The 14,820-nt window shown below is 72.4% G+C and carries 12 protein-coding genes; 8 read left to right on the plus strand and 4 right to left on the minus strand.

Annotated elements, in window-relative coordinates:
• Window positions 1–68: 68 nt before the first annotated feature.
• On the minus strand, window positions 69–956 hold the full coding sequence (locus ACZ5ID_RS20855) for a L,D-transpeptidase family protein (protein ID WP_468899867.1): 888 nt from the start codon (window positions 954–956) through the stop codon (window positions 69–71).
• Window positions 957–1,049: 93 nt separating this feature from the next.
• On the opposite strand from ACZ5ID_RS20855, the gene ACZ5ID_RS20860 reads away from it, so the two are divergent.
• Window positions 1,050–2,648: an acyl-CoA mutase large subunit family protein gene (locus tag ACZ5ID_RS20860; RefSeq protein ID WP_468899870.1), complete on the plus strand. Its 1,599-nt coding sequence runs from the start codon at window positions 1,050–1,052 to the stop codon at window positions 2,646–2,648.
• Between the two features lie 65 nt (window positions 2,649–2,713).
• Here ACZ5ID_RS20860 and ACZ5ID_RS20865 read toward each other — a convergent pair whose 3' ends face one another.
• Window positions 2,714–3,358 (minus strand): TetR/AcrR family transcriptional regulator C-terminal domain-containing protein, encoded by a 645-nt coding sequence (locus ACZ5ID_RS20865; RefSeq protein WP_468899873.1) that lies wholly within the window; start codon window positions 3,356–3,358, stop codon window positions 2,714–2,716.
• A gap of 70 nt (window positions 3,359–3,428) precedes the next feature.
• On the opposite strand from ACZ5ID_RS20865, the gene ACZ5ID_RS20870 reads away from it, so the two are divergent.
• Complete coding sequence (locus ACZ5ID_RS20870) at window positions 3,429–4,952, plus strand: FAD-dependent monooxygenase (protein ID WP_468899876.1); 1,524 nt, start codon at window positions 3,429–3,431, stop codon at window positions 4,950–4,952.
• Here the strand turns inward: ACZ5ID_RS20870 and ACZ5ID_RS20875 are convergent.
• Window positions 4,879–6,204 (minus strand): alpha-2,8-polysialyltransferase family protein, encoded by a 1,326-nt coding sequence (locus ACZ5ID_RS20875; RefSeq protein WP_468899878.1) that lies wholly within the window; start codon window positions 6,202–6,204, stop codon window positions 4,879–4,881. The two genes, ACZ5ID_RS20870 and ACZ5ID_RS20875, sit on opposite strands and share 74 nt — an antisense overlap.
• Window positions 6,204–7,190 (minus strand): glycosyltransferase family 2 protein, encoded by a 987-nt coding sequence (locus ACZ5ID_RS20880; RefSeq protein ID WP_468899881.1) that lies wholly within the window; start codon window positions 7,188–7,190, stop codon window positions 6,204–6,206. Before ACZ5ID_RS20880 ends, ACZ5ID_RS20875 begins: the two co-directional genes overlap by 1 nt.
• Window positions 7,191–7,378: 188 nt before the next feature.
• Between ACZ5ID_RS20880 and ACZ5ID_RS20885 the strand changes: the two genes are divergently transcribed.
• The 6 genes from ACZ5ID_RS20885 to ACZ5ID_RS20910 all read left to right on the plus strand — a co-directional run bounded on the left by ACZ5ID_RS20885 (window position 7,379) and on the right by ACZ5ID_RS20910 (window position 14,662).
• Window positions 7,379–8,701 (plus strand): DUF6716 putative glycosyltransferase, encoded by a 1,323-nt coding sequence (locus ACZ5ID_RS20885; protein WP_468899884.1) that lies wholly within the window; start codon window positions 7,379–7,381, stop codon window positions 8,699–8,701.
• Window positions 8,701–9,942, plus strand: a complete 1,242-nt coding sequence (locus tag ACZ5ID_RS20890; protein WP_468899887.1) for a cytidylyltransferase domain-containing protein — start codon at window positions 8,701–8,703, stop codon at window positions 9,940–9,942. The genes ACZ5ID_RS20885 and ACZ5ID_RS20890 overlap by 1 nt, the downstream gene beginning before the upstream one ends.
• 11 nt (window positions 9,943–9,953) lie before the next feature.
• Complete coding sequence (locus ACZ5ID_RS20895) at window positions 9,954–10,892, plus strand: N-acetylneuraminate synthase family protein (protein ID WP_468899890.1); 939 nt, start codon at window positions 9,954–9,956, stop codon at window positions 10,890–10,892.
• 108 nt (window positions 10,893–11,000) lie between these two features.
• Window positions 11,001–12,008 carry a hypothetical protein gene (locus ACZ5ID_RS20900; protein WP_468900012.1) on the plus strand — a complete coding sequence of 336 codons (1,008 nt, stop codon included), beginning with the start codon at window positions 11,001–11,003 and terminating at the stop codon, window positions 12,006–12,008.
• Between the two features lie 216 nt (window positions 12,009–12,224).
• A complete protein-coding gene (locus tag ACZ5ID_RS20905; protein WP_468900015.1) occupies window positions 12,225–13,457 on the plus strand; it encodes an amidohydrolase in 1,233 nt (410 codons plus the stop codon).
• 140 nt (window positions 13,458–13,597) lie between these two features.
• Window positions 13,598–14,662, plus strand: a complete 1,065-nt coding sequence (locus tag ACZ5ID_RS20910) for a BMP family lipoprotein (protein ID WP_468899893.1) — start codon at window positions 13,598–13,600, stop codon at window positions 14,660–14,662.
• Window positions 14,663–14,820: the final 158 nt, after the last annotated feature.

A 14,820-nucleotide genomic window follows, 5' to 3' on the forward strand; every position in this document is an offset into this window, starting at 1 on the left:
CACGAAGACCGGGCCACCGGGCCGGACCGCCCGCCCACCGGCGGAGGACATTCCCCGCCGGACGGCACTCACCAGTAGACGACGACCTTGTCGTTCACCTTCACCTGGTCGAAGAGCTTCGCGAGCTTCGCCTTGTCGCGCACGTTCACACAGCCGTGCGAGGCGCCCGCGTACCCGCGCTTGGCGAAGTCCGACGAGTAGTGCACGGCCTGGCCGCCGCTGAAGAACATCGCGTACGGCATGGGCGTGTGGTAGATCGACGACACATGGTTCCTGCTCTTCAGGAAGACCTTGAAGACGCCCTCGCGGGTCGGCGTGTACTGCGCGCCGAACCGGACGTCCATCGAGGACTGCACCTTGCCGTCGACCACCCAGTTCAGCGTGCGGGTCGTCTTGCTGATGCACAGCACGCGGCCGGTCATACAGCGCTTGTCCAGCTTGGTCTTCGGCTTGTTGACGGCCTTCCCCTGGAGCTCCTGCGGGGTCGGCTTGGTCGTCATCTCGGCGAGCCGCTGCCAGGTGGCGGTGTCGGCCGAGCCGGTGGCGGGCAGGCCGCGCTTGCCCTGGAAGCCCTTGACGGCTGTGGCGGTGACGTTGCCGTACGTGCCCGTCGGCGTGTCGTCGAACCAGCCGACCTGGGCGAGCCGGGCCTGGAGCTCCTTGACCCGCTCGCCACTGGCACCGGCCGCCATCAGCACCTTCGGCTGGGGCCTGGCGGCGGTGGTGGCCGCGTGGGACGCGGCGACCGCCGTGTCCGCCAGACCGGCGGTCTCGGGCTGGTGATCGTTGGCGGTGTCCGCCGCGGGCGCCGCGGCGGGCGCCTGCGCGGCGGGCTTCTGGTCGGCGGTGGTCCCCGAGGCCTTGTCGGTCTGGGCACCGCACGCGGCGGTGACGGTCAGGACCGTGGCCGCGGCGAGCGTTCTGGCTATGACAGTGGTGAGATGGATCCGGCGCATCGTCGCCCCCCTGATATTCCCTCTGGTGACCCCAGAGACTGTTTCCCGGGCCGAACGGTTGCAAGAAGCCGTCGAGGAAGCGAGGCGGAGCACATGGCGCGCGAGTCGGACGGTGCCCGGCGCACCGAGAGCGGTCTGCCTCTCGACCCGGTCTACGGGCCGGAAGCCCTCGACGGGTGGGACCCGGTCCGGCAGCTGGGTGAGCCGGGCGGGTATCCGTTCACCCGGGGTGTCTACCCGATGATGTACACGGCACGCCCCTGGACCATGCGCCAATACGCCGGCTTCGGCACGGCGGCCGAGTCCAACGCCCGCTACCGCCGGCTCATCGCCCACGGCACCACCGGTCTGTCGGTCGCCTTCGACCTGCCCACCCAGATGGGCCACGACAGCGACGCGCCGCTCGCGCACGGCGAGGTCGGCAAGGTCGGGGTGGCCGTCGACTCCGTCGAGGACATGCTGGTCCTGTTCGACGGCATCCCGCTCGGCGAGGTCTCGACCTCGATGACGATCAACGCGCCGGCCGCGCTGCTGCTCCTGATGTACCAGCTGGTCGCCGAGGAGCAGGGGGTGCCCGCGGACCGGCTGACCGGCACGATCCAGAACGACGTGCTCAAGGAGTACATCGCCCGCGGCACCTACATCTTCCCGCCGAAGCCGTCGCTGCGGCTGGTCGCGGACGTCTTCCGGTACTGCCGGGCCGAGCTGCCGAAGTGGAACACGATCTCGATCTCCGGCTACCACATGGCCGAGGCGGGGGCCTCGCCCGCGCAGGAGATCGCGTTCACCCTGGCCGACGGCATCGAGTACGTGCGCACGGCGGTCGCGGCCGGGATGGACGTGGACGACTTCGCCCCGCGCCTGTCGTTCTTCTTCGTCGCGCGCACCACGGTCCTGGAGGAGGTCGCCAAGTTCCGTGCGGCACGCCGGATCTGGGCGCGGGTGATGCGGGAGGACTTCGGCGCGAAGGACCCCAGGTCGTGGATGCTGCGCTTCCACACCCAGACCGCCGGGGTGCAGCTGACCGCCCAGCAGCCCGAGCTGAACCTGGTCCGGGTCGCCGTGCAGGGCCTGGCGGCGGTGCTGGGCGGCACCCAGTCGCTGCACACCAACTCCTTCGACGAGGCGATCGCGCTGCCCACCGAGAAGAGCGCGCGCCTGGCCCTTCGTACGCAGCAGGTCCTCGCGTACGAGACGGATGTGACGGCGACCGTCGACCCCTTCGCCGGTTCGTACGTGGTGGAGTCCATGACCGACGACGTGGAGGCGGCGGCGCTGGCGCTGATGGAGCGGGTCGAGGACCTGGGCGGGGCGGTGGGCGCGATCGAGCGGGGTTTCCAGAAGGGGGAGATCGAGCGCTCGGCGTACCGGATCGCCCGGGAGACGGACAGCGGGGAGCGGGTGGTGGTCGGGGTGAACCGCTTCCGCCTGGACACGGAGGAGCCGTACGAGCCGCTCCGGGTGGACCCGGAGATCGAGGCGCGCCAGGCGTCCCGGCTGGCGCGGCTGCGCGCGGAGCGCGACGGGGCGGCGGTGGCCGCGGCGCTGGAGGAGTTGCGTCGGGCAGCGCAGGGCTCGGGGAACGTCCTGTACCCGATGAGGACGGCGCTGGCGGCGCGGGCGACGGTGGGGGAGGTGTGCGGGGCGCTGCGGGAGGTGTGGGGCGCGTACGAGCCGCACGAGGTGTTCTGACCGGGGTTCGTCCGCGAGCGGCCCGGCACGGTCCGCAGCCGAAACGGGGTCTCGGGGGCGCGGGGTCAGCCCTCGCCCCGCCCCCCGTACACCGCCTCGATCCCCGCGATCACCATCCGCAGCCCCGCCTCGAACCGCTCCTCGTACCCCTCGAAGAGATCCGCTCCCACGGCCGCCGCCAGCGGGTAGTCCGCCAGCCGTGCCGCCCGCGCCCCGATGTCGAACGGCTCGGCGCCCATCCCCTGCTCCTCCGCCACGAAGCCCATCGTGTACGCGTACGCCGTCGTCCCGGCCAGCGTCGCCTCGCCCGGAGCGATGCCCGCCGCGCCCATCGCGGACAGCAGCCCCTCCAGCGCCCCGGCGTGGTCGGTGCCGGTGAAGCGGGCGCCCCCGTACACCTTGGCGCCGTCGCGGTAGCTGAGCAGCATGGCGCGCAACGCCCGGTTGAACGCGGCGAGTTGCTCCTGCCAGGGCGCGTCGGAGCGGACGCCGGGGACGCCGGGCGCGTCCCGCGTCATCCGCCGGTACATCACCGTCGCCATCTCGTCGAGCAGCGCCTGCTTGTTCTTGAAGTGCCAGTAGAGCGCGGGCGCCTGGACCTTCAGCTCCTTGGCGATGGCTCGCAGGCTGAGCCCGTCCAGGCCGACTTCGTTCAGGAGCCGCAGCGCGGTGTCGGCGACCAGCGCCCGGTCGATTCTCGTAGTGACCACCTTGACAATTTAACACCGTTAAGCACATCCTCGCCGCATGGAACTTAACAACGTTAAGGAAGGTGCGGCCATGGACGTGGATGTGGACGTGGATGTGGACGTGGACGTGCTCATCTGCGGCGCCGGCCCCACCGGTCTCGTCCTCGCGATCGACCTCGCCCGCCGGGGCGTCCCGGCCATGCTCGTCGAGAAGTCCGACCGGCTCTTCCCCGGCTCGCGCGGCAAGGGCCTCCAGCCGCGCACCCAGGAGGTGCTGCACGACCTCGGCATCCTGGAGACGGTCCGCGCGGCCGGGCGCGAGTACCCCAGGATGCTCGGCTGGGAAGGCCCGGAGGGGACCACCCGGGGGCGCGAGTGGGACATGATGGAGCGCTCGGAGCCCACCGAGCAGACCCCGTACGCCAACGGTCTCCTCATCGGGCAGGCGCACCTCCAGGCGCTGCTCCACGACCATCTGCGCTCCCTCGGCGGCGAGGTCGTCTTCGGTGCCGAGCTGACCGGGTTCGACCAGGACGGGCGGACGGTCACGGCCCGTTTCGCCGACGGCCGCCGGGTCCGCGCCCGCCATCTGGTGGCCACCGACGGCGGCCGGTCCACCGTGCGCCGGCTGCTCGGCGTCGCCATGAAGGGTGAGTCGGTCGACCCCAAGCCGATGCTGGTGGCCGATGTGGTCCTCGCGCCGGACGCGTTCGTCGACGGTGACCACTGGCACGCGTGGGCGGGCGCGAGCGGCGGCGCCGTGGTGCTCTGCCCGCTGCCGGGCGGCGACCGGCTGTTCCAGATGGTCGCGCAGTACGAGGACGTGGAAGCGGTGCCGGACGCCACCCCGGAGGGCGTACGGAAGCTGATCGCCGCCCGTACGCCGGTCGCCGCCGACGAGATCACCGAGGTCGTCTGGGCCTCGGAGTTCCGGCCGCGGGCCGCGCTGGCCGAGCGGTACCGGGTGGGCCGGGTCTTCCTGGCCGGGGACGCGGCCCATGTGCACTCACCGGCCGGCGCCCAGGGTCTCAACACCAGCGTCCAGGACGCCTACAACCTCGGCTGGAAGCTCGGCCAGGTGCTGCGGCACGGCGCTCCGGCCGAACTGCTCGACACCTACGAGCCGGAGCGGCAGCCGGTCGCCGCCGACGTCCTCGGCATCAGCACCCGCCTGCACCGCAAGGCCCTGCTCGGCGGGGACAGTCAGCGCGGCAACGAGGTCAAGCAGCTCGGCATCGGCTACCGGGGCGGCCCGCTCTCGGTGGGCGGGGCCGGAGCCCTGGAGGCCGGCGACCGCGCCCCCGACGGCGTCCTGCCCGAGGGCCGCCTCTTCGACCTGTACAGCGGCCCCCACTTCACCCTGCTCGCCATCGGCACCGAGGCCCCGGCGGTGGAAAGCGACCTGGTCCACGTCCACACCCTGAGCGCTTACGAGACGTACGGACGCGGCCTCTTCCTCATCCGCCCGGACGGCTACGTGGGATGGGCGGGCCGGACGGAGGAGGGTCTCGCCGGATACCTGGCGCGGGTCGGGGTGGCCGTCAGCGCACCCGCCGCCGCCCCACGGCCCGCGCCCGTCGTGCCAGTCTCCGGACCGCCGCGTTGCGCGGGATGAAGGCGAGCTGCGTGGGAAGGGCGCCGGGGAGGGCCAGGGTGGTGAGGCGGCGGCGTTTGAAGTAGCGCCAGGTGTGCGGGGTCAGGTGGTGGGAGAGGTAGCGCTCGGCGGCGGGGCGCAGGTCGGGGCGGATCTCGGACTGCATCGCGTAGCCGACCGCCGCCACCAGCGCCGCCAGGTCGTGCGGCGGCTCCGGTGCCTCGCCCACCTCGCCCTCCAGGGGCGGCAGCAGCGCGTCCACCAGCGTCACCGGCACCCGGTTGCTGTTCTGGTACGGGGTGAGGCGGTCCAGGAGCAGTTCCGTGCCGGTGCGGGCGACCCGGAGGCCGTAGAACGCGGACGCGGTCAGCAGCGCGGTGGAGAAGCAGCCGACCACCAGCGCGGGGGCGAGCCGCTCGTAGACGGCCTCGGCCGGCAGCGGGCTCTCCAGGACGGTCAGTTCCACTCCGAGCGCCACGGCCTCGGTGCGCAGTGCCTCGGTCCAGGCGGGCGGCGCCGAGGGGTGCGGCTTGAAGACGATCCGGTGGTGGCCGCGCGCGGCGGCGCCCCGCACCATGGCGAGGTGCAGCCGCTCCTCCTCGGCCTCGGTGAGGATCGAGAGCGCGGCCAGGTACTGGCCGAGCAGCAGGGCCGCGCCCTCGGGCACGTCGAGCCCGGCGCCCTCGGCGGACAGCTCGCCCACCACCTTGGTGAAGGCCTCCGTCGGGATCACCTCGGACGCCACCCCGAACTCACCGAGCAGCAGCGGCTCCAGGCCCGGCACCAGGTCCAGGTGCAGCACTCGCCGCACCCGCGAACCCACCAGCGGGTCCAGCTTGTTGCGGGTGGGGCCGTAGCTCATCAGCCCGTCCGCGTACACGTGCAGGGGCGCGTCCGGGAAGAGCTGGGCGACCGCGCCCGCCGGGTTTACCTGGATGGACTCCACGGCCAGCTCGATCCGGTCGTCGCCGAGGTCCCAGGCGCGCCGGAACTGCCGCTCCCACAACGGGACGTCGTCCGCGCGCGGCGCCCAGCCGGCCGGGTGCATCGGCGCGATGGTCTCGTTCCACGACAGCACCGCGTCGAAGCGCCCGCGCAGGGACGCGAAGCCCGGCATGGTGTCGAGGGAGGGCGAAGTCTCCGGGACGGGCGCGTTGTTGCTGATCAGGAGCAGGCGCCGGTCGGCGGGGCCGAAGCAGCCGCTGTCGATCGCGGCGGCCAGTGTCGCCGTCCCGTAGACCGTCGTGGCCATGAAGATCTGCGTCGTGCGCATCAGGCCGCCGCCCCCGCCGGAGTGAGGGCGCGGGTACGGACGCGCAGCCGCCGCAGCCGGGAGGCGCGGGCCGAGTCCATCGAGTCGAGCGCCTCCTTGAGGACGTCCTGCGGCATTCTCCTCAGCGCTTCCGCACTTCTGCTCCGCAGTTCACGTGCCACGGCCGGTTCGAACCTTTCCCGGTTTCCCAGGTGGTGGGAGATGATGGCGCAGTACGTCCGTACCGCCTTCGGCAGCAGTTCCGCGGCGCGGGAATCCCGGGCCGTTTCCTCGATTACCTGGTCGAAAGCGCGGATGAAATCCAGCTGGCGCACATCGCCTATCTGCGTGAGCGACGTGGCCACTCCGCGCCGGTAGTGGACGCCGAGCAGACCCAGCACGGCGAAGGATTCCGCCTCCCGGTGCAGCCGCCAGATCCACGGCCGGTCCTCCGCCGTGCGCAGCCCGTCCGTGAAGTGCAGCAGCCCCCGCTCCACCAACCGCCGGTGGTAGATCCCGGCCCAGGCGAACGCGTAGTCCACCGAGGTCGAGCGGGTGGCCGGCAGGATCGCCGCGCGCGGGTCCAGCACCTCGCCGCGCCGCCCGTGCGGCACCCGCTGCACCGAGCGCCGGGTGCCGGTGCACTGGACGTGATCGGTGCGCAGGAAGTCACAGCCGAACTCCTCGATGGCGGCGACGAGTTGGGCGTAGTAGCCGGGCGCCAGCCAGTCGTCCCCGTCGAGGAAGGTGACGTACTCGCCGCGCGCCGCGTCGATGCCGGTGTTGCGCGCCGTGGCGAGACCGCCGTTCTTCTCGTGGGTGAGGACCACCGCCCCCGGCAGCTCGCGCTCGGCGCGGGCCAGCAGCGCGGCCGTACCGTCCGAGGAGCAGTCGTCGACCAGCAGGAACTCGAAGTCCTCGCGCGCGTTGTCGCGCAGACTTCTCAGGGTGTCGGGGGCATAGGTGCGCACGTTGTAGAACGGCACCACCACGGAGAGCTTGACCACCCGGGTGACGCTAAAGCGGCGCCGCGTCATTCGCGCTGTCCGGGCGAGGGATGGTGGGTGAACAGTGGGCGACCGGGCTGTTAACCGGTCCGCCCCACGGGCCCTTTCCCCTTTCGTAGACGCGCTGTTAACCATCTGTTGCGGCCCAGTTGGGCCGCCAAACGGAATGGATTCCTAGCTTCTTCGACGTGCCGTCCGTTACGAATCCCACCGACACCGCGCCCCGGATCGCCGTAATCGCCGATTCCGACACCCGGTGGAAATGGGGTGCCCTCACCGCCCGCCGCATCGCCGAGCGCCCGCCCGAGCTCAGCGGCTTCCTGCTGCGCGGCCGGGCCACCCCCACCCCGCGCCAGCTCGCCGAGGTCGGCGTCGACGCCGACGCGCTGCGCGAGGTGACGATGGCCGCGTTCCTGCACGCCGTCGAGCGCGAGCCGTACGACGTGGTGGTCCTCGCGCTGGTCGGCGGCGCCGCCCAGGCGGCCCTGCACGGCCTCGCCCGGCTGTGGCCGGCCGGGACCCGCAGGCCCGTGCTGGTCACCGGTTACGTCGGCGTCGTCTACGAGAAGCTCACCGACGGCCTGCTGCTGCGCCACGGCGCCGATGTGGTCCTCGCCAACTCGGCCCACGACGCCGCACGGTTCCGCGCGGTGTACGAGGGCGTGGGCGCCGACGCCTCGGCGGTCACCGAGGCCGCCCTGCCCTTCCTAGGAGGCGCGCCCCACCGGCCCGAACCGGGCCGCGACACCGTCGTCTTCGCCGCCCAGCCGTCGGTGCCCGAGAGTCGCGCCGACCGGCTCTACCTGCTGCGGCGCCTGATCGGCCACGCCCGCCGCCACCCCGGCCGCGAGGTGCTGCTCAAGCTGCGCTCCAAGCCCGGCGAGCACACCACCCACATCGAGGAGCAGCCCTACCAGAAGCTCGTCCGCTCCCTCGAAGTACCGCCCAACTTCCGGCTGGTCTACGGGCACATGGGCGAGGTCCTGGACCGCACCGACCTGCTCGTCACCGTCTCCTCGACGGCGGCCCTGGAATCCCTGCACCGCTCGGTGCCCACCGCCGTCCTGACCGACCTCGGCGTACGCGAGGGCCTGGGCAACCACCACTTCGTCGGCTCCGGCTGCCTCGCCTCCTGGGACGAGCTGGACGCCGGCCACCGCCCGGTCCCGGACGCCGGCTGGCTCGCCGCGCAGGGCGTCGCGCCCGGCGAGGCGTACGGCGCCGCCTTCGACGCGGCCCGCGCGCGCATCGCCGGCCTGCTGGCCCGCCCCGGACTGCCGGCCGTGCGCCCGTACTACACGCCCACCACCGCGCCCGGCTACCAGCCCGGCATCCTCGCCCGCCACCACCTCGCCCCCGACGGCACCCCGCTGCCGGGCGCCGCGCCCGACACGGAGGCCACCGGCGTACGCCGCCTGGTGCGCGACGCCGTACGGGACGCGGCCCGCGGGGCCTACCGCCACGGAGTGCAGCGCGTGGCCCCGGTCATCCGCCGGATGGGAGAACTCTGATGAACGACCGGTCCACCCGCCCCCGGCCCACCGCGGACGCCCGCCCCGGGAAGGTCCTGGCCGTGATCCCGGCCCGGGGCGGCTCCAAGGGCGTCCCCGGCAAGAACCTCGCCGCGGTCGGCGGCGTCCCGCTGGTCGTCCGGGCGGTCCGGGCCTGCCTCGCCGCGCGCCACGTCACCGATGTGGCCGTCTCGACCGACGACCCGGCGATCGCCTCCGCCGCCGCGGCGGCCGGCGCCCACGTCGTCGTACGCCCGGCCGCCATCGCCGGGGACACCGCGACCAGCGAGGCGGCCGTGCTGCACGCCCTGGAAGGGCACGCGGACACCGACGTGGTGCTGCTCGTGCAGTGCACCAGCCCGTTCCTGAGCCACGAGGACGTGGACGGGGTCGCCGCGGCCGTCGTGGTGGACGGCGCCGACACGGCCGTCACCGTCGCCCCCTTCCACGGTTTCGTCTGGCGCGAGTCACCGGACGGCGGCGAGGGCCTGGGCCACGACAAGTCCTTCCGCCCGCGCCGCCAGGACCGCCCCCAGGACTTCCTGGAGACCGGCGCCGCCTACGCCATGGACGCCGAGGGCTTCCGCACCCACCGGCACCGCTTCTTCGGCCGCACCGCGCTGGTGCGCACCGACCCGGCCCGGGTCCTGGAGATCGACGACCCGCACGACCTGGCCCGCGCCCGGGCGCTCGCACCGCTGCTCGACCCGGTCCGTACCCCGGCCCGCGACGAGGTGGACGCGGTCGTCCTCGACTTCGACGGCACCCAGACCGACGACCGGGTCCTCATCGACTCCGACGGCCGCGAACTGGTCGCCGTGCACCGGGGCGACGGGCTCGGCGTCGCCGCCCTGCGCCGCTCCGGCCTGAAGCTGCTGATCCTCTCCACCGAGCAGAACCCGGTGGTCGCCGCCCGCGCCCGCAAGCTCAAGGTCCCCGTACTGCACGGAGTCGACCGCAAGGACCTCGCCCTGAAGCAGTGGTGCGAGGAGAACGCGGTCGACCCGGCGCGGGTGCTCTACGCGGGCAACGACGTCAACGACCTGCCCTGCTTCTCCCTCGTCGGCTGGCCGGTCGCGGTCGCCGACGCCCACGACTCCGTGCGCGCCGCCGCGCGCACGGTCACCGCCACCCCCGGCGGTGAGGGCGCGGTCCGCGAGATCGCCGCCTGGCTCCTCGGACCCGAGCTCCACCACACCCCTGTGCCGAACCCCCCGCTCCACACCGCCACCGCCCAGTAAGGACACCCCTCATGAGCAACCGTCTGCGCACCTTCGGCAGCCGCACCGCCGGACCGGGTCAGCCGGTGTACGTCACCGGTGAGATCGGCATCAACCACAACGGTGACCTGGGCAACGCCCTCGCCCTGATCGACGCCGCCGCCGACGCGGGCTGCGACGCCGTCAAGTTCCAGAAGCGCACCCCGGAGATCTGCACCCCGCGCGACCAGTGGGACATCGAGCGCGACACCCCGTGGGGCCGGATGACGTACATCGACTACCGCCACCGGGTGGAGTTCGGCGAGTCGGAGTACCGCGCCATCGACGAGCACTGCGCCAAGCGCGGGATCGACTGGTTCGCCTCCCCGTGGGACACCGAGGCCGTCGCCTTCCTGGAGAAGTTCGACCTGCCGGCCCACAAGGTCGCCTCCGCCTCGCTCACCGACGACGAGCTGCTGCGCGCCCTGCGCGGCACCGGCCGCACCGTCATCCTCTCCACCGGCATGTCCACTCCCAAGCAGATCCGGCACGCGGTCGAGGTGCTCGGCAGCGACAACATCCTGCTCTGCCACGCCACCTCCACGTACCCGGCCAGGGCCGAGGAGCTCAACCTGCGGGTGATCAACAGCCTGATGGCCGAGTACCCCAACGTCCCCATCGGCTACAGCGGCCACGAGACCGGCCTGCAGACCACGCTCGCCGCGGTCGCCCTCGGCGCCACGTTCGTCGAGCGCCACATCACCCTGGACCGTGCCATGTGGGGCTCCGACCAGGCCGCCTCCGTCGAGCCGGGCGGCCTGGCGCGCCTGGTCCGCGACATCCGCACCATCGAGGCCGCGCTCGGCGACGGCGTCAAGAAGGTCTACGAGTCGGAGCTCGCCCCGATGCGGAAGCTGCGCCGGGTCCCCGGGGTCGTCGCCGAGACCGAGGCCGAGACGGCCGGCGCCGACCGCGCGCCGGTCTCGGTCTGAGCCGGGCCGGCCGCCGTGCCTCGGGACACCTCCGCCACGCTCGCCTTCGTGGAGAGCCCGGTCCAGCTGCTCAACGTGCTGGAGTGGGCCCATTCCACGCGCCCGCTCCTGAACGGTGTGCCGGCCCAGCGGTCCGGGCCCCAGGACGCGGCGGCCGGCCACGACGACCTCACCGTCGTCGTCCTCTCGCCCACCGACCCGATGTCCCGCGGTCAGCTGCGCCGGATGGCGGAGCTGGCCCGCGAGGAGGGCATGCGGGTGCGCTGGGAGGAGGCCCGCGGCGGGCCGACCGCCCCCCTGCGCACCATCGGGGGCCTCACCACGCTGCTGCGCCGCGCCGACCGGATCGTCATCGGCGACCCGTTCTCGCGCTACGTCCACCTGCTGCTGACCGTGGCCCGCGCCCGTGACCTGGTCGTCGTCGACGACGGCACGGCCACCATGGAGTTCGTCGCCCAGCTCGGCAGCGGCGAGCGGCTGGTCCGCTGGCACCGGCGCGGCAGCCGGGCAGGGGCGCGGGATCTGCTCTTCGCCCCCTTCGCCGCCTCGGCGCGCCGTCGTCTCACCCCGGCGCAAGGCCGTACGGTCGAGGTGTTCAGCGCCATGCCCGTCCAGGCGCCGGAGGCGGTCACGGTCACCCCGAACACCTTCGGCTGGACCCGGGCCCGGTTCGGTCCGCCGCGCATCACCAAGGGCGCCGACATGGTGGGCACCTCGCTGGTGGAGACGGGCGTGGTCGATCCCGACCGCTATCTGGAGGCGGTCGCGGCCCTGGCCCGCAGCCACGGCGCCACCCGGTACTTCGCCCACCGCCGCGAGTCCCCGGACAAGCTGCGCGCCCTGCACCAGCGGACCGGCCTGGAGATCGTCCGGCCGGACCTGCCGCTGGAGCTCATAGCCCGCCGGGGGCCCGTCGGGCGTACGGTCCTCAGCTTTCCCTCGACCGTCGTCCACACCCTGCCGCCGGCGCTCGCGGGCACCGGGGTGCGCCTGCTGGTCTGCGACATCGACCCCGGCTGGCTCACCGAGAACGCCTCCCCGCGCGCCCAGGGCTTCCTGGCGGACGTGACCGGATCGGCCCGTACCGCCCACGGGCTGCGCATGGTCGCGGCCTGAGCGGGCATCCGCACCCCGGGCGGCGCTGAGATCGTCCTGACAGGGCGCTGCGAAACCGCTGCGACCCGCCGGAGAAGCGGGCGGCGAGTTTACCCAGCCAGGAAGGCGGACAACCGCCGGGAGGACAGATTTCTTTCCCCTATCGGGCTGAACTTTTGTTGATCGACGGTTAGTTGGCCCTTGAAGGGGCCTACTCTTCAACAGGTGAACCAGTTGATGTCGCGCGCCTCCGACGAACCCGACGCCGAGCTGCCCGGGGAAGCCCCGTTGCCCGGGTTGCTCCCCGAGCCCCTGCGCGCCGAACTCATCGCCTTCCGCCGGGACTTGCACATGCACCCCGAGCTGGGAAACCAGGAGTTCCGCACCACCGCGGCGATCAAGAAGCGCCTTGAGGCGGCCGGGCTGAAGCCCCGGGTCCTCGACAGCGGTACCGGACTCCTGTGCGATGTCGGCACCTGGAAGGGGGGACGGCCCATGCTGGCGATCAGGGCGGACATCGACGCCCTGCCGATCCCGGACGCCAAGGTCAACACGCCGTACCGCTCCACCGTCCCCGATCGGGCGCACGCCTGCGGCCACGACATCCACACCACCACCGTGCTCGGCGCCGGGCTTGTCCTGGCCGACCTCGAACGCCAGGGGCTGCTGCCCCACCCGGTCCGGCTGGTCTTCCAGCCCGCCGAGGAGGTGCTGCCGGGCGGTGCCACCGACGCGATCCGCTCCGGCGCGCTCGACGGCGTGGGCCGGATCATCGCGGTGCACTGCGACCCGCGCGTGGACGCGGGGCGCATCGGGCTGCGGACCGGGGCGATCACCTCGGCCTGCGACCGGCTGGAGATCACCCTCGACGGGCCCGGCGGCCACACCGCCCGCCCGCATCTGACCACCGACCTGGTGACCGCCGCCGCCCGGGTCGTCACCGACGTGCCCGCGCTGCTCGCCCGCCGTATCGACGCCCGGGCGGGGCTCGCCGTCACCTGGGGCCGGATCGACTCCGGGCACGCCTGCAACGTCATCCCGATGCGCGCGGAGCTGGCCGGAACCGTGCGCTGCCTGGACCTGGACGCCTGGCGGGAGGCGCCCGACAAGGTGCACGCCGCGATCTACGAGGTCGCCACTCTGCACGGGGCGAAGCCCGAGATCAACTATGTCCCCGGCGTGCCGCCGGTGGTCAACGACCCGGCCGTGGCCGAACTGCTGCGCGACGCTCAGACGGCGCGCCGAGGGCCGTACGCGATCGAGGACACCGAGCAGAGTCTGGGTGGCGAGGACTTTTCGTGGTACCTGGAGCGCGTGCCGGGGGCGATGGCCCGTCTCGGCGTGCGGACCCCGGGCTCCAACGCCCGTCTTGACCTGCATCGGGGTGATTTCGACGCCGATGAGGCCGCCATCAAGGTCGGGGTGGAGCTCTTCACTGCCGCTGCGCTGCTGGAAGGACACCGTTCGTAACCGGACACTTCATCGTCTGTTCGCGGCGATTCGATAACGGCTTCCGAACAGGTCTTTACGCGACATCTACGCGCGTTACGATCCGACGCGAAACCAGCGCCGGTAGGGGCGCTCTCGGTTCGTTTTGAAGGGACCTCCTCGTGCGCCGGGTATCCAAGATCGCTGCGGCCGGTATCGCCACCGCCGCGCTCGCTCTTTCCGCCACCGCGTGTGGCAGCACGTCCTCCGAGAAGGACAAGGAATCCTCCGCGTCGTCCAGCGCGGGCGGCAAGGGCGTCAAGGTCGGCGTCGCGTACGACGTCGGCGGCCGTGGCGACCACTCGTTCAACGACTCCGCCGCGCGCGGCATCGACAAGGCCAAGGGCGAGTTCGGCGGTGACATCAAGGAGCTGACCGCCAAGACCACGGACACCGAGGCCGACCGCGTCCAGCGCCTCACCGACCTGGCGCAGGCGGGCTACAACCCGGTCATCGGCATCGGCTACGCCTACGCCAACTCGATGAAGCAGGTCGCCGCCAAGTACCCGAACACGACCTTCGGCATCGTCGACTCGGTCGTCGAGGGCGCCAAGAACGTCGACAACATCGTCTTCACCGAGGAGCAGGGCTCCTACCTCGCGGGTGTCGCCGCGGCGCTGAAGTCGAAGACGGGCCACATCGGCTTCATCGGCGGTGTCGACGTTCCGCTGATCAAGAAGTTCGAGGCGGGCTTCATCCAGGGCGTCAAGGACACCAAGCCGTCCGACACCGTCCAGCCGCAGTACCTGTCGCACGGCTCGGACACGTCCGGCTTCGCCAGCCCCGACAAGGGCAAGGAAGCCGCCCAGGGCATGCTCGACAAGGACATCGACGTCATCTACACCGCGGCCGGCTCCTCCGGCACCGGCGCCATCGAGGCCGTCGCGGGCAAGAAGGGCGCCTGGGCGATCGGCGTCGACTCGGACCAGTACAACCAGGCCTCCCTGGGCAAGTACAAGTCCGCGATCCTGACCTCGGTCGTCAAGAACGTCGACGTCGGCGTCTACGACCTGGTCAAGTCCGTCAAGGACGGCAAGCCGCTGACCGGCACCAACAGCTACTCGCTGGCCAAGGGCGGCGTCTCGCTCGCCACCAGCGGCGGCTTCATCGACGACATCAAGGCCCAGCTCGACGCGGCCCAGAAGAAGATCGTCGACGGTTCGGTCAAGGTCAAGACCACCCCGTGATCCCAGCCGTGACCCGGCCCCGTCCTCGGGGCCGGACCACGTCACGGCACTGAACGGCCACGGGCTCGGGGGGGGGGGGGGGGGGGGGGGGGGGGAGAAAAAAAAAAAAAAACAACCCCCCCCCCCCCCCCCCACCACACTCCCCCACTCGCCTCACC

It is taken from the genome of Streptomyces sp. NPDC031670 (assembly GCF_055580545.1).

Bases quoted from the DNA above. Each gene is read 5' to 3' on its own strand.
- ACZ5ID_RS20855 (WP_468899867.1), bottom strand. From the start codon at position 956: ATGCGCCGGATCCATCTCACCACTGTCATAGCCAGAACGCTCGCCGCG.
- ACZ5ID_RS20860 (WP_468899870.1), top strand. From the start codon at position 1,050: ATGGCGCGCGAGTCGGACGGTGCCCGGCGCACCGAGAGCGGTCTGCCT.
- ACZ5ID_RS20870 (WP_468899876.1), top strand. From the start codon at position 3,429: ATGGACGTGGATGTGGACGTGGATGTGGACGTGGACGTGCTCATCTGC.
- ACZ5ID_RS20875 (WP_468899878.1), bottom strand. From the start codon at position 6,204: ATGCGCACGACGCAGATCTTCATGGCCACGACGGTCTACGGGACGGCG.
- ACZ5ID_RS20890 (WP_468899887.1), top strand. From the start codon at position 8,701: ATGAACGACCGGTCCACCCGCCCCCGGCCCACCGCGGACGCCCGCCCC.
- ACZ5ID_RS20895 (WP_468899890.1), top strand. From the start codon at position 9,954: ATGAGCAACCGTCTGCGCACCTTCGGCAGCCGCACCGCCGGACCGGGT.
- ACZ5ID_RS20905 (WP_468900015.1), top strand. From the start codon at position 12,225: ATGTCGCGCGCCTCCGACGAACCCGACGCCGAGCTGCCCGGGGAAGCC.